The organism is Streptomyces sp. NPDC043812 (genome assembly GCF_056436245.1).
In genome coordinates, this window is record NZ_JBWKCY010000022.1 from 81116 (window position 1) to 104570 (window position 23455).

Genomic DNA, 23455 nt, shown 5'->3' on the forward strand with positions numbered 1-23455 from the left:
GACCTGAACGGACGCGCCGCGGCGGCCCGTACCCGGGCCCGTCGCCGGTTCATCCGCCCCTCCTCATTCCGAGCAGCAGTTGTCGGCCCGAGGAACACCCCGCCGTCATCTCCGTAAACAGCGGCTACGACGCACATCTCCATCAGCAGCCAGGGGGCCCGAAGAGCCGGGCGGCCACTCCTTCCTGGTCGCACAGGACAAGCCGCAATCAGCCACGCCCGACCCTTCTGGGCCGCCTGACACTTACGGAGACCGCCATGACCCACCCGCACGCCCCTCGCCTGCATCATCGCCCACGGCCCCACCGCCCAGGCACGTCCTTTGCCCTGGTCAACGGATCGGCCTTTGCCGTGCACGTGCTACTCGCCTGCTCCGCAGCCGAGTTGATGGCCACCCGTGTCTGGGGAGGGACCAGCATCGGCGTGCTGGCCCTGCTCTTCCAGGGCTCCCTGCTGGTGTGGACGGCGAGGCGGTACGACCGCCGCGCGGGCGCAGTCCATGCCCTTCAGGAGGACGGGGAGGAGAACAGATGAGGCAGCGGATCCTGCTCGCCGCGCCCGGTGCCCTGGAGAGCGACACGCAGGCCGTCGTCCTGCTGGGCTTTCTGACGCTCATCGTCCCCATCCTGTTCATCTGCGTCCTCAGCGGCGGCCCCGAGAGGGACCGGGTCAACGACTTCTACACAGCGGGCCGCAGGCTGAAGCCGCTGCGCGGGGCCCTTGTCCTGTCCGGCGTCTACCTGCCCGCGGCCGCAGTGCTCGGCACCACGGGGAGTGTCGCGGTCTTCGGCTACGACGGTCTGTTCATCGCCCTGTGCACCGCGCTGTCACTCGGCGTCCTCCTCCTGCTGGCGCGCCCCCTGCGCGAGTACGCCGGTTACACCCTGGGTGACACGTTCGCCCTGCGGGCTCCAGGGCCGGGGGCGAGGATCGCGACCGCCGTCGTGACCTTGAGTGTGTGCGTTCCCGTTCTGGTCGTACAGCTCTCCGGCGCGGGCGTGACCACCACTGCGCTGCTGGGAATGACCGGGCCCGGCGCCGAGAAGACGGCCATCGTCATGATCGGCGCCCTGGTCGTCTGCGCCACGGTGTTCGGCGGCATGCGCGGCACGGTCGTCATTCAGCTGATCAAAACGGTGGTGCTGCTCGGCGCGGCTCTGACGGTGACAGCGGTGCTGCTCCATCGTTTTCACTGGAGCGCCGACGCCCTGCTCGATGCCGCCGGACAGGGAAGCGGCCGGCCCGCCGGCTATCTGCGTCCCGGCCTCCGCTACGCCGACAGCGCCGAATCCGTGGGCACTCTCGACTTCATCGGCCTGATGATCACCATCGTGCTGGGAGTGGCATGCCTGCCACACGTCGCCATGCAACTCGGCACCGCACCCGACGCGGCCACCGCGCGCCGTACGGTGCGCCACACCATCGGCATCGTCGTCTCCTTCTGCCTGACGACGGCTCTGATGGGCTTCGCAGCCGCGGCGTTAATCGGCGCACCCGCGATCATGGCCGCCGACCCCGGAGGCAATACCGCCCTGCTGCTGCTCACCGGCGAACTGGCGGGCGGCACGTCCACCGACGCGAACGGGGCACTCCTCGTCGTCCTGATCTCCTCCGCGGTGTTCCTCACCACGCTGGCCGCCGTGGCGAGCATCACCCTCGCCGCCGCAGCGGCGATCGCCCACGACCTGTACACGAAGGTGCTGCGCCGTGGGCGCACGACCGAGGGCCGGGAGGTGGCCGCCGCCCGCCTGGCGTCCGCCGGGGTCGGAATCCTGAGCATCGCACTGGCGGTCTGGGTCCAGGGCTGGAACGTCCAGTTCCTGACGGCGATGTCTTTGGCGGTGGCGGCTTCCTGTCTGCTTCCCGCGCTCGTGTACTCCCTTTTCTGGAGCGGCTACACCCGAGCAGGCCTCCTCTGGACGCTGTACGGGGGCCTGGTCTGCTCCGTGGGACTGCAGATCTGCAGCCCCGTCTTCTCCGGCACCCCCTTGGCGCTCTTCCCCGAGTGGCACATCGACTGGTTCCCGCTCCAGACCGTCGTCCTCGTGTCGATTCCCACCGGCTTCCTGTTCGGCTGGCTGGGCAGCGTCGTGGGAAGGCCCCGTTGGAAGGGAGGACGTGGAGGTCCGGGAACAGAGAACGCGCACTCGTCCCTCATGAGCTGACCGACCATTGGTCCGTGACGGGGTCATGGTGACCGGGGCGCCTGTCAAGAGCGTGGTCAACGGGGGCGCCAGGCATAGCGTCAGCGGCATGAGCGCAGTCAGACGTGTCCGCGGGAACGCACTGTTCCACGTGCCGCATCCGCATCACGGTGTGACAGCGCCGGACCGGGTTTCATCCCGGACGGGGCTGGGCGTGGCCCGGATGGGCCTGGGGCGGCATCAGCCGCCATCGCCAGGTCAAGCGATCCGCCCGGGCCCGCCGGCCGGGTGGACGACCTCGTGTCCTGCCGCGAGCCATGGGACATCAGGCCGGAGGGATCGAGGCGCGTGCCGGTCGTGGCTCTCGCACGGGGCGCATGATCCCTTCAGTAATGTCCGGTGGCACATCCCCGGGACATCGGCGGTTCTGCAGGCCCGCGCAACCAACGTTGGCGCGCTTCGGCTCTGGATGCCGGTCTGGGTTCGCGGCAAAGCCCCTGACAGTTACTCAGCCCTCAGATCGGATGCGGTTCGAGCTCGAGACCCGTCCGACGCCACGACGTGAGCGCCAGCGTGTACGGATGGTCCGTGCCGAGGGTCCTGATCATGTCGGCCACGACCCAGTCCCGCATCTCCTCGGCAGCATGCAGGTCTCCCATGTCCCTCAGCACGACGGCGAGATTGCCCGCACATACGAGCGTGGCGGGGTGGCCGGCGGACAGCACCTCGCGCAAATGGCCATAGGTCGATTCGTGTGTCCTGCGTGCTTCCTCGTGCCGTCCTCCCTCCGCCTGCGCGGAGGCCAGATTGACCCCGCTGACCAGCACATGTGGGTGGCTCTCACCGAGGATCTCGGTGAACGCTGCCACGGCCTTCTCCGACAGCCGCTCCGCTTCGGTCACTTCACCCGCCCTCAGCAGATGCACCGCGTAGTTCGCGAAGCAGGTGATGGTGTGCGGGTGCTCCTCGCCCATCGTCCGTCGGAGGTCGCTCAGCACCCTGCGCACGAGATCGAGTGCCTCGTCCGACCGGTCCTGGGCCATCAGGTCGCCGGCGAGGTTCATTTCGAGCAGCAGCCGCTCCGGAGTGACCTCTCCGTCGCTCTCCGGTGTGTGCAGCAGAACGTGCCGGGTGACCTGTTCCGCCTCGGCGGGCCGGCCGTCACGCCGCAGCGAAGCGGCGAGTCCGCTCATTGTGTTGAGGACTGTCGGCCCGTCCATGGTGAGTTCGAGGCTGCGCAGGCAGCGGTCATGCGCCCGCCTGAGCAGTATGACCGCCTCCTTGTAGTCGCCGCAGTCCCGCAGATCGCGACCGAGGTTGACGGCCGATTCAATGGTCAGCGGGTGGTCGGGGAGAAGAATCTGCTCCCGGGTCTCAAGTGTCCTGCGGTCCAGGTCGCGTGCGGCGTAGCAGTCTCCGGACGCCGCGAGGGAGACCGCCAGGTTGTTGGCCGAGGTCAACGTGCGCGGATGGTCCTCCCCGTAGGCGTCGCTGTATCTCTGGTGGGCCTCGCGGTCGTACTCCAGCGCCTCCGAGAAGCGTCCGAGACCGCGCAGGTCCGCGGCGATGCTGTTGCACGTCATCAGGAGGTGCTGGTCGTCCCTGTCGCCGAGGACCGCGAGCTGGCGCTCCAGCACCTCCTGATCAACGGCCAGGGATTCCTCGTACTTGCCCTGCGCGCGCAGAATGTTGGCGATCTGGAAACGCATGTGCAGCGCCCAGCGCTCGTCGGGGTCCCCTTGTTCGTTCCAGCCGGCCACGCACTGTTCGCTCAGGCTCAGCGCCTGTGTGAATTCGCCGCGGCGGCGCAGCTGGCGGACACGGTCCACGATCAGCTCTCGAATTCCGTCATCGGGCGAGGTGAGCGCCCATGGAGTGGCCAGGTGCGGCCAGATGATCCGGTACTGATCCCAGGTGTTGGGGTCCTCCGGGTCGTCCTTGCCCGGTCTGGCCGCGACCAGCACGCGGTAGACGATCTCTCGCGCCTCCCGCTGCTCCTCCGCGGTCATGCTGTTGCGCATGGAGTGCTGCACGAGCCGGTGTACCTGCACGCTCCTGGCCGCGCGGTCGACGCGGATCAGGGCGAAGCGGCTGAGTTCCTGGTAGGCACGGGCCACAGTGCGGGTGCCACCCAGGGCTCGGGAGATCTCGATGCCCGCGAGCAGGTCCATGGAGATGGGCTCGGGACTGAAGTACGAACAGAGCTCGAGAAGTCGCACCGCGGGCGGGTGGTTCTCCCGCAGTCGGCCGATGGCGAAGTCCCAGGTGCCACCGGTGTCCATGGTGACTACGGCGGTCTGGGCGCCGTTGGCGCTCGTCTCCGCGCCGGATGTCGGCCGTTGCAGCAGTTCGACGTACGCGCGGGCGCTCATGCCGGACTGCTGGATGCCTGCCGCCGCCTGCTCGATGGCGATCGGCAGGTCTCCGAGGGCTTCGGCAACGAGATCAGCCTCGTCCGCGCTGCAGTCCGGGATCCGGCGGCGCAGGTGGCTGATGCTTTCCGAGCGCTGGAAGACGCCGATCTCGACCGTCTCCGCGTGGTGGTTCCAGCTCTCGGAGCGCTGGCTGGTGATCAGGACGTGTCCCGAGCGCCCACCGGCGAGCAGCTCGGGCAGGTCTCCGGCGTCGTCCGCGTTGTCGAGGATCAACAGCCACCGCTGATAGGGCTCCCCGAGGTCGAGCGCGTGGCGGACTGCGCGTGCCGTGTCGGTGGGGTTCTCGCGTTCCGGAAGTCCGAGGGGCCGGGCCATCGCCGCGTACTGCTCGACCGCAAGGTTTCGCTGTTCGGCCTGGATGTGCCAGACGATGTCGTAGTCGCCCTTGTAACGGTGGGCGAATTCCTGCGCAAGAAGGGACTTCCCGATGCCGCCTATCCCCCTGAGGAGGATGGTGTGCTTCCCGGTACGCAGCTGTTCCCTGATGGATTCCAGCAGTTCGGTGCGACCGGTGAACGAGGTCGTGCGCAGCGGCACCGACCAGACGGGCGGCTCTGCCCCTGGGTAGCGGGGTGCCAGGCGATCCGCCCGGGTGAAGTGGCTGCGCAAGCGAGGCCGCTCGGAGCCGAGGTCGAAGGCACTCAACAGCGTCTCTGCGGCGACCGGCTCGGTGTCGCAGCGGGACATGTCGACGAGCCGCTCGGTGAACGGCGGGCTCAGTGAAACATGTTCGATCAGCACCGGGACCACAGTGCGCCGAGGTCCGAGGGTGTCGGCGGAGAAGACGGCCTCCCATGTCGTCCTGTGGCGGGAGGAACGGAGATAGGCCGTGGACAGCACGACGAGGGTGTGAGAGGTGGACTCAACCCCCCGCTCGATTTCGGCCTTGAGATCAGCCACGTCATCGCTGCCGTCCGGGGGCATATGAACCCGGAATCCCGCGGCTTCGAGTGTGGCGCAGATCCACTCGGCCCAGGTGCGGTCCTGCGGGACGTAGCTGATGTACACGTCGGAGACATCGAGCGACGGGCGTCGGGTGTACAGATCGAGACAGCGCTGTCGCAGACTCTCGTCGATCCGCGGCATCGTGCCCACTTCACCGTCGGTGATCACCGCGGTGAGCCGCTCATAGGCGGCCAGCAGGGAGGAGCCGGTGCCGGGGGTGTCGCGGAAGGGAGCCAGCAGCTCTTCGTACGCGTAGGCCGGGCGGTACGGAATCTCCACTCTGCCCCAGTAATCCTGTGCAGGGATGTCACTGTGCCGGCTGAGGATGCCGGCGAACCGCAGCCTGATCCGGCCACGGGCGGCATCCAGCCGCTCCGCCTGTCCGTCGGTGTCGTCAACCCGCATCGGAACGGGCAGAAGGCGGATATTGCGGCAGCCGTACATCGCATCGATCCGTTCCGCGACCGCCGCCGCTCCGTCGATGCTCTGGCTGCTGGGCGTGAAACAGGTGACGAGGGTGTGCGGCAGGCTGACCGTACAGATGTCGGCGATGTCACTGAGGCCGGTGCGGCTGTCGATCAGCACATAGTCGTAGTTCTGGACGAACTCGCGCTTGAGGGCCTCGATGAATTCGGTCGCCCACGGGCCGTCCATGAACGGCTTCCAGTCGAACTGCGAGAACGCGCTCAGATAGCCCTTGTTCTTGGTGCCGGCGGGGAGGAAGTCGAGTCGACCCTGCTGGGGGAACTCCCAGATCACAGGAATGAGACAGTGATTGAAGCGAGCGCGTTCGGCGATCCATTCCTCGTCGACGACTGTGGCCCGGTCACTTCCGTCGAGTCCGGGGTACTGCAGGTACTGCACCTCGCCCCGCCGCTGCTCCTCCAGCAGGGACTGGTTGAAGCGGCTGACGATGTCGAGGACTCCAGGGGTGATCCTTAGCCTTTCCTGGTCGAGGAAGGGGTGGAGAAAGAGCTCAAGGCCCGGGGCGTCCAGATCCCAGTCGACCACCAGGACTCGTTTGCCCGAAGAAGCCATGATCCAGGCGGCATTGGCAAGAGCCATGGTTCTTCCCGTACCACCCGTGTACGAGTAGAACGTGATGATCGTGCCCGCGTCCTCGCTGGTCATGGCCTGGCCTCCGCGCCGCCTTCGTTGGTGCCGAGTCCGTCGGCATCGACCCCTGGCATTCTCCCGGTCGTACTGCTTCGGGGGGACGATGTCGGCTGTATGCAGCTCAGATACCGCATATAGGCGGACTCCGCCAACTCACCGAACCACAGGGCGAAAGCATCGGCCGTAGCAAGGCCGCGAAGGGCGAACTGCTGTGTTGTTGTCCCCTCCCGCAGGTGGCGCGGAAAACTGGAACTCACCAGTGCCGCCAACCTTTCGAAGTGCTCCTTGGACTGCTGATCGTCGTCGGCGAGTGGGATCAGCACGGCGGTCCAGGACCGATGGGCTCCGTCGAACGCCCTGACCTTGCGAGCAACCTCCGGGTCCTGAAGCGCCCAGGGGTCGACAACAAGTATCCACGGCGCGGCCGGAGTGCGGGTGGCAGGCAGATCGACCAGAGTCTTGTCGAACGACACAATGTCCGGCTCGAAGCCCTGGTGGCGCGCCAGTTCGGTGACTTGCTCAGAGACTGGGCCGCCTGCGATGGGTCCGTAGGGTCGCCAATCGATGGGCCGGGAACCGTAGCGGGAGGCTCCGCGACCGATCGGCAAGCGCTCCTGGGACGGGGCGAGTACGGAGATCCGCAGTCGTGGACGGGGCGGGGCCGTGGCGAAGGCGTCCGGCAGCCGGGCCAGGCCCTCCAGATCGGTCACCCCTTGCACACCGGACCCCAGTGGGGCGGATGCAGCGATCCGCCGCGCGAGCCAATCTGTGGCCTGGAGCGCCTGCCTCTCATCCAGGTCGAGCAACTGGTGCAATCCTATGGCCGCGTAGCACGATTCGGCGTCGCCCCTGCCCTCCGGCATGACCGGTGTCTCATGGACCGCTGCCGGGACGGAGGCCGCCGGGTGGGGGGTCCAGAGCACGGGCACGATCCGGGGCGCGGTGCCCGATGGGCTCCGCTGCGTGACAGCGGTCCATTGACGGCCGCAGAGTGGATCGGTGAAGTACCGCTTCGAGAACAACGGGACGAAGACCCGGCAGGTGCAGAGCGCGCGCAGTAACTCGTCTCCAGGCGTCCCCGGCTCGTCGACGAAGCCGGAGGCGGCCTTCGGTACTCCGGCGTGGACCGCAACGCGGTTGCGCAGCACCTCGAAAAAGTCGAAGACCAGTTTGTCCGGGCCGTGTTCGGTGCGCCGGGTGCCGGGGGTCCGCGCGTGACTCAGAAAGAAGAGCGGCATACTACCTTCCCCGCTCGAAGACGTTGTGCAGGTCACCGAAGAGTCCGATGTCGCACGGCTCAAGGCGAGCCTGGTGGGCCACCTTGACGATCGATTGCGCGATGCCCCACACGGCCCGGCGGTACTGGCTCGAGTGCCCACTCTCACGCAGTCCGTACAGACCCATCTTGAGGTAGTGAAGTCCCATGTCCGGATGCGTGTACTGGATCGCCTCGGCGACCGGGGGAAGTTCTAGATGTTCGGGACTCACCCACAGGACGGGGACGATCGCGTTGATGGTGTACGGCCGGCTTCTGCGATGCACGGCCTGCCGCCTCGCGAAGGCCGCCCACTCCTTGCCGCACCATTCCCTGGAGAAGTACCGCTGGGTATAGACGGGCACAAAGACCTGACAGGTTGCCAGTGCCTGCTTGATGTCCCGTTCCCAATCGGCGCCGATCGCCATCCGCCGATCCAGGAAGCCGGGCGCCCGGGTGCCGTCGTGGTCGGTCAGCTCCATGACGTGCCGGCACAGCTCCCGGTACAAGTCGACCAGATTCTGGTCCGGTTGTTCTCGGCCGCTCGTGTCCTCGGTGGAGGGGATGCGCGCGTAGCTGAGGTAGAAGTACGGATCGGGTCCTGTGCTCGCAGTCGGCGACGAGTGCGAAATCGGATGCGTCATGACCTCGCCGCCCTCTCGTCAATGCCCCCCTCGTGTTGGCGAGTTGAGCCGACGGGCGGGCGCCTTGGGATCCATTGGAGCGCGAAATCCGTTGCCGGTGCCAGAGGCCGGAGCGAGCCGGTTGGCCGCTCCGCCGGTACCGGGCCCTCCCACCGGCCCCCGCGCTGCCCCTACGGTGGCTCACCTCACCGGCCCGCCGAGGGACTGCGCGGTTGCGCGCATGGCCGCCAGTAGCCGCTCCCCCACACCGGTGGGCGCACCGGCCCCGGAGAGTGTGTCCAGCGCGTCCAGGACCGCGCCCTGCCAGTACTCCGCCTGGCGGGTGGCGTCTTCCATGCTCCCGCATTGCGCCCCGCGCCGGGCGCGGGTCCACCAGACGTCGGCGACTGCCAGGTGGGCGTACGCGCCTTGAAGCACGGCATCGACAGGCCGGGGGTCCGTGCGCCAGGCAACTGAGTACCGACCACCGCCCGGCTCGAACAGGTCGTACATGTCCTGCATCGCACCGAGTTTGACGTGCTGGAACTCATGGATCAGCGACAAGGCGAGCGCCTCGGGCGAAGGCGACAACGCGATCCCGACCGCGCCGAAGGCGTGCCGGGACGTCTCACTCGCCGTCGGGACGGCCAGCGGGGTCACCGCGCGCAGCCCGGCGGCGAGCCCATCGGCGTATTGCGGATGCTCGGCCCGGATGACTCTCCATGCCTCGCGGAACGCCTGCTGCCAGGACCGGAATCCGGCCACGCTGAGCCGGGGCGATACCTCGGTCTGATAGCACGTGCGGTACGGATCGGTGTCCTCCAGCGCCACTCGTATGCCGTCGGCCTCCAGATGCCGCAGCGGCTCCCAAACGACGCCGTCCGGCAGTGCGCCCAGTCCTCGGCCGTCGACGGTGAGCTCACCGGCCTCGGCCGCAATGGACATGGCCCGCCCCGGTCCGCCGACCACCAGTCGGCCCAGGCCGGGCAGTTGTACGGTGCCTTCCCGTAAGGGCACGGTAAGGCTGAGCTGCTTCCCCATCCGCACGGCCGCGGCCAGGGCGATCTCGGCCGGCCGTCCCTCGTCGAGTGCCGTCCCCTCGCAGACACCCAGCGCCCAAACCCTCAGATAGGGGTCGGCCAGGACGGCGTCCAGGGCGTCGGTAGGGAGGCCGAGGAGTGACTGCCAGGCAGCGGAGGAGTGCGGCGCCGCCCGATGAGCGGCCGCAAGCAGCACTCGCCCTATGCTGCTCTGTGTCCGTGCCAGCTCCTGAACCGCCGACGGACTGCCGTATCCCGCCGCGAGGTCGTCGAAGTTCGAGCGGCGCAGGCCGAGCAAGGGGGTGCTGTCGTCAGCGCCCTCCACGTACTGGATCAGTTTCAACAGATCGGCGCAGTACACCGAGGGGTTGTCGAACTCGACGGGGGTCCGCGAGCCCGCCGACGTGCGAAAGCGGTGCGCGTAAAGCCCTCCGCCGCAGACCGCGACAACCGGGCACGCCCTGCACTGCGCCGACAGACCGTCCAGGCCCCGCCGCTGGGCCAGGATTCCGGGATGCGCTGCGGCTTCGTCGAAGCGGTCGCGCGCCACATGGAAGCCGGTCTCCGGAGCGCCATGGGCTACGGTCTTCAGCCAGTCCGCCTGCTCGATCGCCCCGTCGGTCTCCACCACAAGCAGGTCCGAACTGCCCAGGCCCAGTGCCTCGGTGAGGCTCAGGCCACCGTGGGAAAGCCGGGAAATCGAGTCGAACATCCGAATGCGGACCGGTTTGCCGTCCTCCTTCCACTGCCGATGCACGGCGATCAGCCAGTCCGCGTAGTCCGTCTCGCCACGGGGCCGGAACGGCGGGCGGTCCCAGGTGGCGTGCGGCAGCAGGAAGTCGATGCCGGGCGGGTTCATTTCGGCCAGGGCACGGTAGACCGCGACGGGGTCGTTCACGACGTCGACTGTGCACAGCAGCCCTCCGAAGGCACGTCTGTGTCCGGGTGAACCGAGCCGCCGAACGGCGCGCACGACGCCGTCGTAGCTGCCGGAACCGTCGGCCCTGATCCGGTGGCGGTCGTGGGAGATCCGGTCGCCGTCGAGCGAGATTCCGGTGACGATGCCCTCTTCGGCGAGCATGTCGCAGAACTCGTCGTCCAGCCGCAGCCCGTTGGTCTGCATACGCAGGTCGAGCGCGCTCACGCCGCGCAGTGCGACGCGCAGCGTGCGGGCGAAGCCACGCAGCCGCTCTCGGCCGACGAGCAGTGGTTCACCACCGTGCAGCACCACATGGACGTGAGGCAGAGCGTGCGCGGCCGCATGCTCGGCGATTCGCTCGGCGGTGAGCCGAAAGATCTCGTCCGACATGGTGACGGGGCGGCCGCGCCAGCTCTGATCGGCGTGCCGATAGACATAGCAGTGGTCGCAGGCCAAGTCGCACCGACTGTGCACCTTCAGCACGAACTGGCGAAATGGCCGAGTTCCCAGGTGCCCGGAACGCTCGTACAACCGGTGGCTCAAGACGAAGGCTGCGCGGAAGCGCCGGACTGGAATGCAAACGAAATCAGTGCGCGATCAGTCCCCACCCGCGCCAGAACGGCGGTCTGCGCCGACTCGGGCACCCGGAGCAGCGGGATGTCGTTGTGGTTCGGCAGTGCGCCGGGGACGATCGCGGATTGCGGCTCGTCGCTGTTGTCCATTCGGGCTCCTTGGTCGGATGACTGCGGGCTGCTTCACATGGTGACTGCCGGGTTACCTGACGACAGGGCGCTCACCGGCCAACTCGGGCGAGGGACGCGCGACACCACGGGCACCACCACCCCCTCGGTGCGCTGCAGGGGACCCTGGGAGGCGCTCAGGGACCGGATCGAGACTGTCCGGCACCTCAGGCTTACCTCGATGCCCACAGGCCAAGTGTCCAACCACCTCCGCCTCATGGCCTCTTCCTGCCGATGCAGTGCGCCTCATCGGTAAGTCCATTGCGTGCGCCCTTGGGCGGAACCGCCACTCGGATGACCCGCGAACTCGCCTGGCGCGCCGACGCCGACCGCACTCGATCCGGGCCGAACGGCAGGATCCGCCACCTTCACCGGTGTGGGGCAGACGTACTCTCCGCGTCATGCCGCCAACTGTGCGTCCGACGTTCGGGGCGTGCGGGACGGGGAGCCGATGAAGGCTTACTGCTGCTGAGGGAAGCTGTCTTGGGCCCACGGGTGTCTGATCCCTTTGCGGCGGCCACGAGTTGGACCAGACCGGCATCGGCCGGCCGACGATCGGCCCGATTGCACTGTTGTCCGACATTCCTTCCTCGGGTCGGCCATAATCCCGGAGAGGCGTCATCGCCGTCCAGCCCCCGATACAAGGTCCGGAGAACGGTTGCCCAGTCAGCGCGCTGCCCGGCGACGTCGGGACACTCTCGTCCTCGTCTCAGGACCGGTGCTCGGAGCGGCCGTGGGCGTGGTGACCAATGTGATCACTTCCGACTGGAACTGGTGGCTGTTCGCCTCTTTGGTCGTGCTTGTCTCGCTGTGTGCGGCCGGAGCCGCGTACCTGCCCACTCCCATGGATGCGCAGGAACCAGTCGACGAGCGGACCAGCACGATTTCCACACTTCCTCCCGCGAGCGCGGTCTTCACGGGGCGCAGTCCCGAGTTGGAGAGCTGTACCTCTCAGCCGGAGCGTTCGGACCACCGGGCGGCGGTATTCCTGATCACCGGCGAGCCCGGAGTCGGTAAGACCGAGCTCGCGGTGCAGGCCGCACATCGGCTGTCTCACCGTTTTCCTGACGCGCAGCTCTTTCTGGCGTTCCGTAGTCACGGAGGCCGGTCGAGCAGTCTGGATGTCCGTGACGTTCTGCTGGACGTCCTCGGAACGTTCGCCCCGGAAGTATCCCTGGCCACTCTCGATATTGATCGGCTTGTCTCCAGCTGGCGCGCGGCCACGACGGGCCGCCGAATCGTGCTGGTCCTCGATGATGTGGTGACAGCCGATCAGGTACTCCAGCTGCTGCCCAGCTCCCACCGGTGTCTCGTCATCTCGACCGCTCGTCGGTTCATCGCCGGCATTGACCCGGACCTTCACCTGAGACTCGAGGGACTGTCCCAGGAAGAGGCCGGGCAGATGATCGGTGAGATCGTCCGACGCGCGTCGTATCAGTTGGCGGAAAGGGACGTCCATGAGCTCGCGGCGGTCCACCGATTGCCGCTGACCATCCGGCTTGCCGTCGACCAGCTCGTCGGCGGGGTCGGACCACAGGCTGGTCGTATGCCGGACCAGGGACGAGGAGCCAATGTCTTCACCGCTTCGTTCGGCCGCCTGCGACCACGTGAGCGGCTCGTCCTTCGCCGTGCCGCGCTCTACCCGGGGCCACATGTGACCGCCACCTTCGCAGCCACCCTCGCGGACGTCTCCGCGGCGGAAGCCGAGGAGGCATTGACCGAGTTGCACCGGCAGGGACTGATCCACAAGCCGGATCCGTTCGGTTACGGCTTCCATGACGTGGTCCGGGCGCTCGCGCTTGCCGACGACCGCGGTCCCCACGGTGATCACGAACAGGACCGAGCGCTTTCCCGGCTCTTCCGGACGAGCCTGGAGGTCGTCTGCGAACTCGCTGCGCTCATCAACGCGCCAGTGATCACGAGCCCGCCTCCCAGCCTCGGTTCCGCGATCGTTCCGCCGATGACCGAGACGCAGGCACTGACTTGGATGTCGGTGTACTTCGATGATCTGCGCGCGGTGATCCGTCTGGCGATCGACCGGCGGTGGAACGGCACGTGGGAACTGGTCAGCGGGATTTCCTACTACATGCGGTTGCACCGGAACATCCCCGAGGCCGAGGCATTGAACGAAGCAGCGCTGCAGCTCGCGGTCGCCATGGACGATCGGCCGGGGCAGGCTGCCTGCCATCTCTGGCTCGGCCGGATGGCGCGCACCATGTCCGAGTACACCCTGGCACGCTCACATGCGAACAGGTCGTTGTCGATCTCGACGGAACTCGGCAACGTCCTCGGCCAGGCGGCCTGTCATGCCGAACTGGGCTACATCGACCATCATTTGTGCAGGTTCGAGGACTCGGCGGCTCATGCGGCACAAGCGGGCGCCCTGTACCACCAGGCCGGCGACAAACGGGGCCGTGCCGACAACGAGGGCCTGCTCGGCATGCTGGGCAGGCGGACAGGCAACTACCGCACCGCGCTCGAACATCTGGACCTGGCACTCGCGCTGTTCTCGGAGATCGGAAACGAACGCAACCAGGCGTGGATCCACTGCGAGCTCGGCACCATTCACCGCCAAACCGGCGCCCATGAGAACGCTCGACAACACTTCCACGAGGCCCGGCAGATCTCCGAACGCACCGGCGATCTGAACGGGCAGGCGTGGGCCGATCGTGAACTCGGCATCGTCGCACGGATGACCGGTGACCACGACGAGGCGCTGGCCCTCCTGTCCGCCGCGTTGCAGGTCTTCACGCAACTCGGCGGCAGGCGCAACATCGCCGACGCGCTTGTCGAACTCGGCACCCTTCATCGGGTGAGTGGCCACACCGAGGCGGCACAGACGTACCTCGACCGGGCGCAGTCCATCTATCGCGAAATCGGGAACGGGCGCGGACTGGCCTGGACCGAACTGGAACTGGGCACGCTGCACCGTCTCACCGGCGCCGTGGACGCCGCACAGGAACACATCGACAGAGCGATGGCGACCTACGCGGTGATCCGGGACAGCTCGGGTACGGCCAGAGGCAACTTCGAACTTGGATGCCTCGCCGCCCAGCGGGGTGAGGAAGCCGTCGCGCGGAGACACTGGGAGGCGGCCCTGCCCCTGTACGAATCCATGCGGTCCCCTGAAGCGGAAGAAACACGCGCCCGGTTGAACGCCCTCTGATCCGGCCGATGATGACGCAGCACCGGCTCGTCTTACCCCACCCGAAATCCGCGGAGCAGGGTCAGCTCGTCCGCCAGGCGCCGCCCTCGGTCGTTGCGGGGATGCTCGGCTGTTACGCCCCTGCCAGGCTGCTCCGACTTGGGCGGGGACGGCGTCGGTGTGGACGGGTCCCCCTCCTCGTCCATCGCGTACGTGACGCCCGAAGTGGCCAGGCCGCCACCGCGAATTCATCGCAGCGTGAGCGGGGTCTCGGATTCGACGCGGGACAGTTTCTGCGGGTTGCGGACGTAGTAGAGGCCGGTGATGCGGGCGTCCTCGACCCGGATCGCCATGATGCCGTCGATCTCTCCGTCCCGGTGCACGAGCAGTGCCGGACTGCCGTTGACCACGGTGGGAGTGATGGTGAGCGGGAGTGCGTTCTTGCCGAGACCGCCGATCATGAAGCGGGCCACCTTCTCGGCGCCGGCGATCGGCCGCAGCGCGGCCTGCTTGATTCCGCCGCCGTCGCCCACGAGGACGACCTCCGGGGCGAGCACGTCGAGGAGGCCCTGCAGGTCCCCGGTCTCGAGTACGCGCTGGAACGACTCCAGAGCCGCCCGGGTCTTCCTCGGGGAGACCGCCTGGCGAGGGCGGCGGGCATCGACGTGCCGGCGGGCACGGTGCGCGATCTGGCGGACGGCCGCGGGGCTCTTGTCGATGGCGGCCGCGATCTCGTCGTAGCCCACATCGAAGACTTCGCGCAGCACGAAGACGGCGCGCTCGGTCGGCGACAGCGTTTCGAGGACGAGCATCATCGCCATCGACACACTCTCGGCAAGCTCGACGTCCTGGGCGACGTCCGGTGCGGTGAGCAGCGGCTCGGGCAGCCACTGGCCGACATACGCCTCCCTGCGGCTCTTCATTGCGCGCAGTCGGTTGAGTGACTGCCGGGTGGTGATCCGGACGAGGTAGGCGCGCTGGTCGCTCACCTGGGCCAGGTCGACCTTGACCCATCGCAGCCAGGTCTCCTGGAGGACGTCTTCGGCGTCGGCGGCCGATCCGAGCATCTCGTATGCGACGGTGAAGAGCAGGCTGCGGTGGGCGACGAACGTCTCGGTCGCCGGGTCGGTGGCGTGGTCGCTCATATCTCGACCCCTCTCCTTCGCGGCCGGCCCTGATTGCCGACGGCCTTCAAGCGTGCATCCACAGCAAGATTCTCCTTCGCCAGTAGCCGTTCGATCTGCCCCACCTGTCGGGTGCGGTCGACAGTGGGCCACAACCCGGCGCACGGCTGTGACACGCCGAGTTGACGACGATCCCTTGCTCAAGTGCATCTGATGAGCGCCTGCTTGCTGCGGAGCCCGTGACAAGGGCGTCGCCGCACGACATGCGTTCCGGATCCCTTGTGGTCAGAACGGATCGGCCACGAGTGCCTGGCTAGGCCGTCCGTTCAGCGGTGGCGGGTGCGTCGCTGCGCTTGGCCTGCAGCAGCTGCTGACGCTTGGCACCTCCTGAGATGAGGTGCAGGCTGTACGCACCGGGCTTGTGTGCCTCGTCGGCCAGGTGCTTGACGATGCCCTTGCACACGAACTCCTTGAGCCTGGCGCCCAGGCGGCCGTCGATGTTGAACCACACCGCGACGTCGGACCGGTTGGCGAACTGGAAGATGCCGGCGCCTCGGCCCAGGCTGATGCACTGGGCGGCGAACGACTGGTTGAGGGTCGCGGGCTGCTCACCCGCGATCCGGCTGAGCACCGTGTCGGCGGCCCGCGCGCCCAGGGGCATCGCGGCCTGGCAGCTCATCCGCAGCGGCAGGCCCGACGGTGCCGCCGAGTCCCCGGCCGCGATGATGCGTACGTCGTCCACGCTGGTCAACGTCTCGTCCGTGAGCAGACGGCCCAGGGCGTCGGTGCTCAGCCCGCTGCGTACGGCCAGATCCGACACGCCGAAGCCGGCGGTCCAGATGGTCACCTTGCTCGGCAGCTCGCGGTTGTCGGCGAGCCGCACGGCATCGCGGGTCACAGCCGTCACCTTCGTGTCGGGGCCGTCGAGCACGGTCACACCGAGCTTGGCCAGCCGCCCGGCCACCGAGCGTCGACCCCGCGGGTGCAGGTACGGGCCGAGCACCCCTCCGCAGACCAGGGTCACGGCGCGGCCGGCCTCCGCCAGCTCGGCGGCGGTCTCGATGCCGGTCGGACCGGCTCCGACCACCGTCACCGCGGCCGTCGCGGGCGCGGCGTCGAGGATCGGCCGCAGCCGCTGCGCCTCCTCCAGGCCGGCGATCGGGTAGGCGAACTCGGCCGCTCCGGGAACACGCGGGTCGGCGCTGCCGCTGCCCACCGCATAGACCAGGTAGTCGTAGCCGATCGTGCCGCCGGAGGCCAGCGCCACGCTGCGGTCGGCCGTGTCGATCCGTGCCACGGTGTCGACCACCAGCCGGACGCCCTCGGCCAGTACCTCTCGGTAGTCGACGACCGCGGCGTCGGACCCGCCCACCAGTTGGTGCAGGCGGACCCGATGGACGAAGGACGGGCGCGGGTTGACCAGCGTCACCGTCACGTCGCCGCGCTGTGTCAGGCGATTGGCCGCCATGACGCCGGCGTATCCGCCGCCGATCACGACCACATCGGTGTTTTCCAGCATGGTGTCTCCTCCGCTTCAAGGGGTTCGGGCACAAGACACCTCTTGATCGATCCCTGTGACAGCATGTGAGGCAGATCACCCCACAGGCGTGGCTGCCTGGACGGATTCCGGCCTGACGGCCGTGGCTTCGCCACTGGGAGCTGCCTCCGTTTGTCGCCACGTTCGGGCAGCACTTGCTCGTCGCAGAGCAATGCCGTTGTTTGAGTAGGGCAAGCAGTTCGCGGTGACGTTGGGGGCATGGGGTCGTTGGACCCGGCATGCATCCTTGGGTGGGAATATCCGATCATGTGCGACTGGGGTTGGTGACCCGCTGGGTGACGCCGGAGCTCGTCGGTGACGTGCTGGAGAGATGCGGGGTTCGCGACAAGAAGTCCGGCGCCCTGCCAGCCGGGTTCATGGTCTACTTCACGCTCGCCCTGACTCTGTTCCAGCAGGACTCCTACGACGACGTGGCCGAGCAACTGGTCGGTGCTGTACCTGAGTTGAGCGAGAACATTCCCAACAAATCTTCGTTCACGCGGGCGCGCAGGCGTCTGGGTCCGCGGGTCTTGGAGACGTTGTTCCGCGAGCTGGCCGGCCCGCTGGCTCCCGTCGGTTTGAAGAGCGCCTTCTACCGTGGGATGCGCCTGGCCGCGGTGGACGGGTTCGTGCTGGATGCGCCGGACACAACGGTCAACCGGGCCGCGTTCGGCGGGCCGGTCAAGAACGGACAGCCCGCGGGGTTCCCACAGGCGCGGGTGGTGACGCTGACCGAGTGCGGCACGCACGCGCAGATCGACGCGGCGGTGGGCGGATTCAGCGGTGGCGAGCCGGAGCTGGCGATCAAAATGGCCGACTCGGCCGCCGGGATGCTGGTCATCATGGACCGGGGCTTTCCCGGGGTGGCGCTGTGGAAGACATACACCGGGGCCGGGGCCCATCTGCTGATCCGGGCGCGTTCAAGTGTCGCGGCGCGTCCGGTCGAGCACCTGCCCGACGGCACCTACCTGGCGAGGATGAACCTGGCCGGGCAGAAAGGCGCGCACCCCGGTGGGGTGCTGGTCCGGGTAATCGAGTACCGCGTGGACGGCGGCGAGGTGGTCAGGCTGTTGACCGACCTGGTGGACCCGGACGCTTGTCCGGCGGCGGAGTTGGCAGGGCTCTACCACGCGAGATGGGAGGCGGAGTCGGCGTTCCGGCAGATCAAGACCTTCCAGCGCGGGCCGGCGGAGGTCCTGCGCTCGGGCGACCCGGATCTGGTGCGTCAGGAAGTCTGGGCACATCTGGTCGTACACCACTGCCTCACCCAGGTCATCACCGCTCTGGCCGACGACAACGGAATCGATCCGGACCGGATCTCCTTCGTCAAGGTCCTCAAGCACGCACGGCGCAGTGTGGTCCGCCAGTGCACGGACACGCCCACGAAGATCAAAGAGTTCCTGGTTGCGCTGGCGGCGAAGGTGTGTCGGAAACTTGACAACGGCGCCAGGCGCCTGCGTGAGGCGGACCGGCACCTGAAGCGTCCGGACTCGAAGTACTCCTCGAAGCTCTCCTACCGGATCAATACCCGGGACCGGCGCCCGACACGACGGGTCACAGCCAAGGTCATTACCTTGCAGCCCGCGATAGTTCAGTAGTCAAGCAACGGCATTGCGTCGCAGAGCCGAAATGCCAGCGAGAACTGACACCGCTGCGGCAGGGGTCCGTCACATCGGGAGGGAGAACAGACGCACTGGCCCTGAAGGCCAGTACGCGCTGTCGCCAGGGGCGTCACGATGGTCCGCAGCGGCATGGTCACCAAGCGGGTTTCGGGTTGTTCGACGAGTACGTCCTTGTCGAGCGGACGCCGTCCGAGGCGCTGGTACAGCGGCACGAGGGGAGGCCGGCAGAACAGGAGTGCGTGCTGAGGACCCATCGTGCGCGCGTGGTCAAGTGCCGCTGTGACGACGAGCCGAGCCGGCCCCTGGCCTTGCATGTCGGGTGCGACGGCCACTGCGCCGATGCTCGGTCACGACATTGCGGCTGAGCGCTGCGGTTGGTTCTGACCGCGCTTCCGTGAAGGCTCCGCCTGCCGCCGACTCCGAGTCCCCCTCCCCGACAGAGCCCCGCCCTGCTCAGGCGGTAGCGCGGCAGCTGCCGGGCCCGGACGAGGATCGTCCCGTGGTGTGGTCATCACGGAAGCGCGGGCAGAACCCCGCAGTTGGCCAGTCCGAGCACTCTCGTCGGCGGCAATCCGCTGCCGGTGTCGCTCGCGCTGCCCACGGCATCGCCACCGGCGCCGTCAAGCCCCGACCCGACACCCGCCCTCCCGTCCACCGAGCCGCCTGCGCCGCCCCAGTCGCGGGGCCGCGCCGCGTTTCATGTCCCGCCGTGGCGGCGGGCGATGGGAAGCCGATCGCCGCTTCATGACGTACCGGCGATGGGCGAAACCCACCCGCTCCGCTAATATGTTCGAGCTCTCTCAATGATCACGTTCAAATATCACAAATCGGTTGAAAAATTGATATCTACGGTAACGCGAAGGTTTTCGCGAGGGGACGGCAGCCTGCGCTTGGCTGCATGGCGTCAACCACGCGTCCTGCTGTGGGTCGCGGCGAGTGTGGTGGGTCTCGGATTCCTCATCGCACTGGAGATCGCCGCGCGTCGGTACGGCGTGCCGGGGCCGATGACCAACCAGGTGCGAGAGGTGATACTCGCTCCCAAGTCAGGGCCGCTGCTGTACGCCGGTATGGCGTTGATGATGGTGGTGCTCACCTGGCGGCAGCGGTTCGTCGCGGTCGGCGCCGCGATCGGCATCGACGTCGTCTTCTGGCTCGTGCGGTGGTCGATCGGCGCCCCGATGATGGCCGGCAACGGCGCGTTGTGGGTGGTCCTGGCCCATGCCGTCATTGCTGTCACGCGCCGCACCGGCCGGGAACGTGTCCTGCTGCTGAAAGGCGTTGGACTGGGCCTGCTGCTGGTGGCCGGCCGCAAGACCGGCGACACCTGGCTGCTGATCACGTCGAAGTCCCGTCCGATGGTGCTCGACCAGTACATGGCAGCCGCCGATCGTGCGTTGGGCAGCCCGTCGTGGCTGGTGGGCCGGATCGTCGAGGCAACCGGCCCGGTCGGCTTCCGCGTTCTCGACTGGGTCTATGTGCAGCTCGCGGTGGCCGCGGTCGTCGTCGCGCTGTACCAGCTGCGCAACGTGGCGGTCGAGCGCCGCTTCCCCGGCCATCACCTGGTGCGCACGTTCCTGGTCATCGGTCTGCTCGGGCCGGCCTTCTACATGATCTTCCCGGTGGTCGGACCGGTCTTCGCCTACGGCGCCGACGGCGGGCACTGGGCGGCGGCCAACCTGTGGCCGGACACGCTGCCGCAGGTCACCACCCCGCACCCGATGCCCTTCGACGGGATCACCCCGCGCAACTGCATGCCCAGCCTGCATACAGCGTGGGCCACCGCGATCTTCATTCATTCCCGCAAGGGCCCACGGGCTCTGCGAGTCGCAGGCACGTTCTGGCTTATCGCCACGCTCGGCGCAACGCTGGGCTTCGGTTACCACTACGGCGCGGACATCGTCGCCGGTGTGGTGTTCACGCTCACGATCGACACGGCGCTGCGCTCGCTCGACCGCGGCTGGGACCGGCCGGGAATCCTGCTGGTCGTCTACGGCGCCGCAGTGTTCGCTGCGTTCCTGGCGTCGTATCGCTATCTGTCGATGGAGATGGCCGCATATCCGTGGGTGTTCGGGCCGCTGCTCATTCTGGGGACGACCTCAGTGGTCTACGGCTTCATACGGACCACCAAGCTGTGGGAACGGAAGGCCGCGTCGGCGCATCTGCCGGAACCGCGACGCGAACCGCAGCCCGAATCGCAGCCCGAACTGGTTTGAGTCATGCTGCAGCGGGGCGTGGGCTGAACGCCCCCCAGGCGGGGCCGGCAGTGCGGTTGGTTCTGACCGCGCTTCCGTGAAGGCTCCGCCTGCCGCCGACTCCGAGTCCCCCTCCCCGACAGAGCCCCGCGCCGCTCAGGCGGCAGGGCGGATACCAGGACCACGAGGATCGTCCCGTGGCGTAGCCATCACGGAAGCGCGGCCGGAACCCTCTACGTGCAGCCGGCGATTGTCGGGCGCCCGCCTACGACCTGTGCGTGAATCTCGGCCTGCACGAGATCGTGGCCGTGCCCTCGCCCCTCGCCCCTCGCCCCTCGCGCCGAGTCCTCGCCGGCCCGAACGCGTCGCTCAACCACTTCCCAACTGTTGCTGGAGGCCGAAGGGGTATGGCCGACCTCACCGCGCGGCGCCGCTGGGCCCGAACCTGCCGATCCGCTTCGGCCAAGTAACGCCCCCGAGGTCAACAGGGCCGCACCCGGTGGGGGCGCGTACTGGGGTGCGGAACCTCTGAAGGGAATTTCCGGAGCAGGGCATCTCTGTGGCATTCCTCGTGCGGCTGATGCTTCGGGCGTCAGGGCCGGTAGATGCATTCGGCCAGGGTGGCGTGCTTCTTCCAGCCCAGCGTCTCGTACAGCGCCCGCCCGGCATCAGTCGCGCCGAGGACGCCGAGGCCGGCGCCCGCGTCCAGGGCGTGGTCGGCGAGCGTGCGCATCACGAACCGCCCCAATCCGCGCCGCCGATGGGCGTCCTCGGTCAGCACCCGGTCCACGACAGCAGCCTCCCCGAGCACCGCCATCTGGCCTTTGGCCGCCTGCTCGCCCGCTGCGTCCAGCACCCGCACGCAGACGACGGCTCCGACCGTCTCCACGGCCACGGTGTACCCCTCGGGCGCGACCGGGTTCGTGGCCGTGAGGTCGGTTGCCATCAGATGTCCGGTCTCTTCGTAGGCCGCCACCCAGCCCGGGAGCAGCCAGGGCTCGATCTCCTGCGGCTCTGCGGGCATCTTCATCCAGGTCCGCGGCACGGTCACCGAGGCAGCGGCGCTGCGGATCAGCGCCTCGTCGGCCTCGGGCAGGACGTGGCGTCCCACCTCGGCGGGATTGTCGGCCACCGCGATGTAGAACCCCCAGGGCTTCTCGACAGGCGGCGGCGTCCGTCGTGATACAGCCCAGCCCGCCGCCCAGGTCCTGACTACGTCCGCAACCATCAAGCCCTCCCGCATCATCAGCCACAGCAGCAACAGGTAATAGCTAAAAGCTATCAGCGCATATTACGTCGGCGTGCGGCGTAACAACATCCAATTCGGTGCAGAGAACCCGGCTTTGTCGCAGTGGGCCGGCTGACCTGGGAGAACGGTGATCGGTTCGGTTCTTCTCAGGGGAACGGGAGTGGGGGCAACGCTGACCCGACCCTGGTAGCACCCCTGTCTACCGCGGCGCTGAAGGAAGGTCGCTCGCCGCAAGAGGCTCATGAAGAGCGCGCCGTCGACCGTGCAGAGGACGGCGAACGCCGGGATGAGCTGCCCAGCCTCGATGTGACCGAGGCCGGCGCGCTGCCTCAGTGGACCTGCGCTGAGCGTTCTGGTTGGCGGGTTGGCGTCCGAGTTGCCAGGGCCGAGCGTTTCGATTGGCGGGCCGATCCGGCACGGGCCGGGGTGGTGGTCTCCAGAGGTTGTCCAGGAGACCGCGGGCCCAGAAACCCGCAACCGGGGCCCGACTGCCCTCTGCCAGAATCGCCACATGGCCGAGCACGACACAGATCACGGCTACCTGCTGGACAACCGGCAATCCGAAGCAGGGATCCGATTCGACGCCCTCAGCAAATTGTTCGATCCGGTGACGTTCCGGCACATCGACCAGCTCGGGATCGCTGCCGGCATGCGGTGCTGGGAGGTCGGTGCCGGCGGTCCGTCCGTACCCCTCGCGCTGGCCGAGCGAGTCGGCCCCGAGGGAACCGTGATCGCCACCGACATCGACCTGTCCTGGACCCGGGACCTCGCTGGTGGCGTGATCGAGGTGCTTCGCCACGACGTGGCAGCCGAACCGCCGCCGCCCGGGGGCTTCGACCTCGTCCACGCCCGACTGGTCCTGGTACACGTCACCGACCGCTCCGAGGCGCTGCGCCAGATGGTCCAGGCGCTGCGGCCCGGCGGCTGGCTGCTCCTGGAGGACGCCGACCCGGGGTTGCAGCCGCTGTTGTGTCCGGACGAGTCGGGTCCCGAACAGCAGCTCGCCAACCGGCTGCGATCCGGCTTTCGCACGTTGATGGCAGCACACGGCGCGGACCTCGCCTACGGGCGAACCCTGCCCAGGCTGCTGCGGCAGGCCGGTCTGGACGATGTTCAGGCCGACGCGTACTTCCCGATCACCTCGCCGGCATGTGCCGTCCTCGAGGCTGCCACTGTGCGGCAGATCCGCCGCCGCCTGGTGGCGGAAGGGCTCGCCACAGACGAGGAGATCGACGCCACCTGGCGAACGTCGCCACCGGACGCCTGGACCTGGCCACCGCCCCGATGATCTCCGCATGGGGACGCCGCCCGTAACGCTCCCTCGATCACCCTCCCCCGCTGTTCGCCCTCACGAAGATCCGTCGCCACCA

The 23455-nt window shown here is 68.0% G+C and carries 13 protein-coding genes and 2 pseudogenes; 6 read left to right on the forward strand and 9 right to left on the reverse strand.

The genetic code is table 11. The annotated features are described in order from the left end of the window. The first annotated feature begins 350 nt into the window (after positions 1–350). Both AC067Z_RS28640 and AC067Z_RS28645 read left to right on the forward strand, forming a co-directional pair. Positions 351–533, forward strand: a complete 183-nt coding sequence (locus AC067Z_RS28640; protein WP_478792514.1) for a hypothetical protein — start codon at positions 351–353, stop codon at positions 531–533. Then, positions 530–2164, forward strand: coding sequence for a sodium/solute symporter (locus tag AC067Z_RS28645; protein ID WP_478792515.1), 1635 nt, complete (start codon positions 530–532; stop codon positions 2162–2164). The genes AC067Z_RS28640 and AC067Z_RS28645 overlap by 4 nt, the downstream gene beginning before the upstream one ends. A gap of 494 nt (positions 2165–2658) precedes the next feature. On the opposite strand, the gene fxsT is transcribed toward AC067Z_RS28645, so the two are convergent. From fxsT to AC067Z_RS28670, 5 genes are all read right to left on the reverse strand, one after another. Then, the gene (fxsT, locus tag AC067Z_RS28650) at positions 2659–6654 is read right to left on the reverse strand and encodes an FxSxx-COOH system tetratricopeptide repeat protein (protein ID WP_478792516.1); all 3996 of its coding nucleotides are present in this window, start codon (positions 6652–6654) and stop codon (positions 2659–2661) included. Further along, positions 6651–7877 carry an FxsC protein gene (gene fsxC, locus AC067Z_RS28655; RefSeq protein ID WP_478792517.1) on the reverse strand — a complete coding sequence of 409 codons (1227 nt, stop codon included), beginning with the start codon at positions 7875–7877 and terminating at the stop codon, positions 6651–6653. The genes fxsT and fsxC overlap by 4 nt, the downstream gene beginning before the upstream one ends. A gap of 1 nt (position 7878) precedes the next feature. After that, positions 7879–8538, reverse strand: a complete 660-nt coding sequence (locus AC067Z_RS28660; protein ID WP_478792518.1) for a TIR-like protein FxsC — start codon at positions 8536–8538, stop codon at positions 7879–7881. 180 nt (positions 8539–8718) lie between these two features. Next, the gene (locus AC067Z_RS28665) at positions 8719–10959 is read right to left on the reverse strand and encodes an FxsB family cyclophane-forming radical SAM/SPASM peptide maturase (protein WP_478792519.1); all 2241 of its coding nucleotides are present in this window, start codon (positions 10957–10959) and stop codon (positions 8719–8721) included. Between the two features lie 56 nt (positions 10960–11015). Then, positions 11016–11198, reverse strand: a complete 183-nt coding sequence (locus AC067Z_RS28670; RefSeq protein ID WP_478792520.1) for a hypothetical protein — start codon at positions 11196–11198, stop codon at positions 11016–11018. A 676-nt stretch (positions 11199–11874) separates the two neighbouring features. Between AC067Z_RS28670 and AC067Z_RS28675 the strand changes: the two genes are divergently transcribed. Continuing rightward, the gene (locus tag AC067Z_RS28675) at positions 11875–14382 is read left to right on the forward strand and encodes a tetratricopeptide repeat protein (protein WP_478792521.1); all 2508 of its coding nucleotides are present in this window, start codon (positions 11875–11877) and stop codon (positions 14380–14382) included. 227 nt (positions 14383–14609) lie between these two features. Here the strand turns inward: AC067Z_RS28675 and AC067Z_RS28680 are convergent, their stop codons facing one another. Together AC067Z_RS28680 and AC067Z_RS28685 are read right to left on the reverse strand one after the other, a co-directional pair. Continuing rightward, positions 14610–15506: an RNA polymerase sigma-70 factor gene (locus AC067Z_RS28680; RefSeq protein ID WP_478792522.1), complete on the reverse strand. Its 897-nt coding sequence runs from the start codon at positions 15504–15506 to the stop codon at positions 14610–14612. Between the two features lie 292 nt (positions 15507–15798). Beyond that, positions 15799–17004: an NAD(P)/FAD-dependent oxidoreductase gene (locus tag AC067Z_RS28685; RefSeq protein ID WP_478792523.1), complete on the reverse strand. Its 1206-nt coding sequence runs from the start codon at positions 17002–17004 to the stop codon at positions 15799–15801. Between the two features lie 302 nt (positions 17005–17306). On the opposite strand from AC067Z_RS28685, the gene AC067Z_RS28690 reads away from it, so the two are divergent. Beyond that, positions 17307–18620 (forward strand): IS4 family transposase, encoded by a 1314-nt coding sequence (locus AC067Z_RS28690; RefSeq protein ID WP_478792524.1) that lies wholly within the window; start codon positions 17307–17309, stop codon positions 18618–18620. Positions 18621–18689: 69 nt separating this feature from the next. Here the strand turns inward: AC067Z_RS28690 and AC067Z_RS28695 are convergent. Continuing rightward, positions 18690–18985 (reverse strand): annotated as a pseudogene (locus tag AC067Z_RS28695) (GNAT family N-acetyltransferase); the annotation flags it as partial. 597 nt (positions 18986–19582) lie between these two features. Between AC067Z_RS28695 and AC067Z_RS28700 the strand changes: the two are divergent. Next, complete coding sequence (locus AC067Z_RS28700; protein ID WP_478792556.1) at positions 19583–20857, forward strand: phosphatase PAP2 family protein; 1275 nt, start codon at positions 19583–19585, stop codon at positions 20855–20857. Between the two features lie 571 nt (positions 20858–21428). Here the strand turns inward: AC067Z_RS28700 and AC067Z_RS28705 are convergent. Further along, positions 21429–22064 carry a GNAT family N-acetyltransferase gene (locus tag AC067Z_RS28705; protein WP_478792525.1) on the reverse strand — a complete coding sequence of 212 codons (636 nt, stop codon included), beginning with the start codon at positions 22062–22064 and terminating at the stop codon, positions 21429–21431. A 532-nt stretch (positions 22065–22596) separates the two neighbouring features. On the opposite strand from AC067Z_RS28705, the pseudogene AC067Z_RS28710 reads away from it, so the two are divergent. Next, positions 22597–23399, forward strand: a pseudogene (locus AC067Z_RS28710) (methyltransferase domain-containing protein). Positions 23400–23455: the final 56 nt, after the last annotated feature.